We start from the raw sequence: 240 nt of genomic DNA, 5'->3' as shown, positions 1-240 counted from the left end.
CTGCAGTGCCCTGGTCATCGACGGCATCGGCCATGGCGAGCTTGCTCAGCAGGCCGCGCAGGCGGGTGCCGTGGCGTTTGCAGAAACACCACTGGATTCACCGTTCACGCTATTCAGCAACATGCACCAGGCCATGAACGGCAGCCGCGGCGGCGCGGCGGCGATCGCCCACTTCGACAGCCAACGGCAGACGCTGGACTTCGCCGGCATTGGCAATATCGGCGCCAGCCTGATCGGCAG

1 pseudogene is annotated in these 240 nt (G+C 65.8%); it reads left to right on the top strand.

From position 1 onward, the window contains the following. Positions 1 to 240, top strand: a pseudogene (locus AAEZ10_RS27710) (ATP-binding protein); the annotation flags it as partial.

The organism is Pseudomonas sp. H26/SER47-MNA-CIBAN-0231, assembly GCF_040310465.1.
In the GTDB taxonomy this organism is placed as follows: domain Bacteria; phylum Pseudomonadota; class Gammaproteobacteria; order Pseudomonadales; family Pseudomonadaceae; genus Aquipseudomonas; species Aquipseudomonas atacamensis.
This window is presented reverse-complemented; position numbering and strand designations above follow the sequence as displayed.